This window comes from Rhizobacter sp. P3_B12 (assembly GCF_056402895.1).
The window spans coordinates 1-2,867 of sequence record NZ_JBFUGN010000800.1 but is presented as its reverse complement, the minus strand read 5'-3'; the positions used below and the strand labels follow the sequence as shown (position 1 = coordinate 2,867).

The 2,867-nt window shown below is 67.8% G+C and carries 4 protein-coding genes; 2 read left to right on the top strand and 2 right to left on the bottom strand.

The window, feature by feature from the left end:
* The coding region (locus AC1D01_RS28215) for a MipA/OmpV family protein (RefSeq protein ID WP_477872309.1) at positions 1-681 on the top strand (681 nt) is incomplete at its 5' end.
* A 57-nt stretch (positions 682-738) separates the two neighbouring features.
* Here AC1D01_RS28215 and AC1D01_RS28210 read toward each other — a convergent pair.
* Positions 739-1,248 carry a DUF2335 domain-containing protein gene (locus AC1D01_RS28210; protein WP_477872307.1) on the bottom strand — a complete coding sequence of 170 codons (510 nt, stop codon included), beginning with the start codon at positions 1,246-1,248 and terminating at the stop codon, positions 739-741.
* A gap of 316 nt (positions 1,249-1,564) precedes the next feature.
* Positions 1,565-2,164, bottom strand: coding sequence for a M15 family metallopeptidase (locus AC1D01_RS28205; protein WP_477872305.1), 600 nt, complete (start codon positions 2,162-2,164; stop codon positions 1,565-1,567).
* A gap of 165 nt (positions 2,165-2,329) precedes the next feature.
* On the opposite strand from AC1D01_RS28205, the gene AC1D01_RS28200 reads away from it, so the two are divergent.
* Positions 2,330-2,867 (top strand): peptidase inhibitor family I36 protein (locus AC1D01_RS28200; protein ID WP_477872303.1); only part of this gene is annotated, 538 nt, incomplete at its 3' end.

The window sequence follows — 2,867 nt, the reverse complement described above, 5'->3', positions numbered from 1 at the left end:
GGCGTCGGCAGCATCCCCAAGTACCCCGGCAGCGCCGAGCACAAGGTGCGCGCCTTTCCGGTGCTGGCCGCCAACCGGGGCCGCTACTTCATCGGCGGCGTGCCTGGCGCGGGCGTGCCGGCCGGCATCGGCGCGTTCATCATCACCGACCCGCACTGGCGCGTCGGCCTGGGCATCGGCGGCGACCTCGAGAAGCCGCGCAAGGAATCCGATGCCGACCGCCTGCGCGGCCTGGGCGACATCGACGGCACCGTGCTCGGCGCGGTGTTCGCGAGCTACTCCGACGGCTGGTTCACCGCCCGGGGCAACGTGGTCGGCGACATCGGCGGCAAGCACCAGGGCGGGCGGCTGTCGTTCGACGTCGAGGGCAAGTACAGCCCGGCGCCGGGCCTGATGCTGTCGGCCGGCCCGGGGGTGACCTGGGCCAGCCGCAGCGCGATGCAGACCTACTTCGGCATCGACGAGCAGCAGGCGGCGCGATCGGGCCGCGCGGTGTACAGGCCGCGCTCGGGCATCGAGTCGGTGGGCTTCACCGTCGGGGCCGACTACCAGATCGACAAGCAGTGGGGCATCGGCACCCGCGTGTCGACGCGCAGCCTGCAGCGCGACGCGGCCGACAGCCCGGTCACCGAGAAGAAGGCGCAGAACAGCGTCGTGGTGTTCACGGCGTACCGGTTCTGAGCGGCCTTCCCGTTCCCGTCTCATAGACCTCAAGCTGCCACCGGCCGGCGACCAGCACTACGACTTCGACTTTCCCTCGCCGGCCTGCCGTTTGCGCCCGAACATGCTCGAGCGGAACGCCTGAACAACAGCGGCAGTCGGTATTGCGGCGAGCGCCGCAGCGACCCATGGCTGGCCGATCGTGCCCATCCAGATCGCGCCAACCACGCAGACGAGACAGACCAGGACGCCACAGGTTTGCCCCATCATGTCGCTGCGAAAGATCGCACGTGCGGTGTAGGCGTTGGTCAGGCTCTGCGAGTGCTGGGCCGCGATGTTGGCATCCATCGCTGCTCGTTCCATCGAGCGGCGGTGCTGCTGCTCCTCTTCGGCCCAACGAATGAGCTTCGCTCCCGTGCCGGGAATGAGCTGATCGAACTGCTTGAGGATGTCCGGGTGCGGGATCTCCCCGGTGTACTGGCTTTGCTGGATGACAAGCTGTTGTTCAGCCCTGACCGCGCCCAGCCCGATCGCCTTGCTTGCTGCCTGAGCCAGCGGTGTCTGGTGAGGCTTGCTGCCCCTGCTCATGACGCTGCACCGCGTGATGCATTGCATCCCCGATGCGCACCCAATCCGACGCAAGCGCAGCCGCGATCTCCCGACCTGCTGCAGGCGGCTCCACCATCGGAACGTTGGGCAACGCCGGCGCTTCGTTGTGCACGAACAAGGTCACGGGTGCCGCCAATCCGCGCATGAACCCCCGTGCAAACGCGCCTCTGGAATCCGCCGCGAAGTCGATGAGGAAGCCCATGGCTTGGATGCTCCGATGTTGGGTTGCGAAGAAATTGTCTCATGCAGCTATGTGACCTTGCAGCGTGCTGAGTTCCACACAGTGGCCGGCAAATCACTCCACCCGCAGGAACGTTTCCCGCACCAACTGCCGCTCCAGCATCTCGAAGTGCCACCACTCGTTGTCGATGCCACGAAAGCCCGCGGCGTTCAGCGCATCGCGCAGCAGCAGCCGATTCGCATGCTGCGCCTGCGTCAGTGCCCCGCTCGCGAGATGCGCCGCCTCCAGCACCGGATGCGACAGCGCCGTCATCTCGTCGAAGCCGCTGCCCATGTCGAGTTCGCGCCCTGCTTCGTCGATCACCGTCACGTCCAGCGCCATGCCGAACGAGTGGATCGAGCCGCGCGCCGGGTCGGCCACGTACTGCCGCAGGTCGGTGCCGTCCAGGTGGTCCCACAGCTGGATCTGCACGCGGTGCGGTCGCAATGCGTCCAGCACCAGCAGGCGATGCCCGGGCACCGTCTCGGCCAGCCGGGCCACCGCCTGCGCGAGACCCTCCGCGGCCAGGCGATGCAGCCATGCGCAATCCAATTCGCCATACAGGTCACGCCCGACGAAGTTGCGCTCGCTCGCGTAGCGCAGGTCCACCGCCACGCCTTCGATCGCCGACAGGCGGCGGAAATCGGGATGGGTGTCGATGGTTTCGCARCGCATGTCGATCTCTCCGGCCAGGGTCGAGATCATCACCCGATCCCCGCATTTACATCCACCCCGCCCCCGTTGCAGCTTTAGTACCATTTAAGTACCACCACCCATCCTTCGTGGTTCCAGACTTCACGCCGGGAGATGTCTCGCCCGACAACAACGAAGGAAAACTCCATGAAGATCAACAGGACGGCGTGGGTGGCCGCTGCGATGCTGGCGGGCTTCCCGCTCGCATCGCAGGCGGCGTCGGTGTGCTTCTACGAGCACGTCAATTTTGCGGGCGAGAGCTGGTGTGCCGAGGCCGGAACCGCGGCCACGCCGGCCGGCTGGAACGACCGGGTGTCGTCGGTTCGCGTGCCGCAGGGGTGGTCGGTGACGCTCTACGAGCACATCGCGCAAGGCGGCGCCACGCTTGCGCTGACGGCGGACGAGCCGAACCTGGTCAACCGCGCCTTCAACGACCGCCTGTCCTCGTACCGCGTGGTGGCGCCGACGGTGCCCAGCGCGGCGGCGCCGGTGTGTCTGTACGAGCACGTCGGCTACGCCGGTGCCTCGCTGTGCCTGGCCGCGGGCAGTGCCTCCCTGCCGGCGGCCTGGAACGACTTCGCCTCCTCGGCGCGCGTGCTCGCCGGCCACCGGGTCGAGCTGTTCGAGCATGCCGGCGCGCAGGGCCGGCGCCTGGTGCTGGCCGCCGACGAGCCCAACCTCGTGC

Bases quoted from the DNA above. Each gene is read 5' to 3' on its own strand.
- AC1D01_RS28210 (WP_477872307.1), bottom strand. From the start codon at position 1,248: ATGAGCAGGGGCAGCAAGCCTCACCAGACACCGCTGGCTCAGGCAGCA.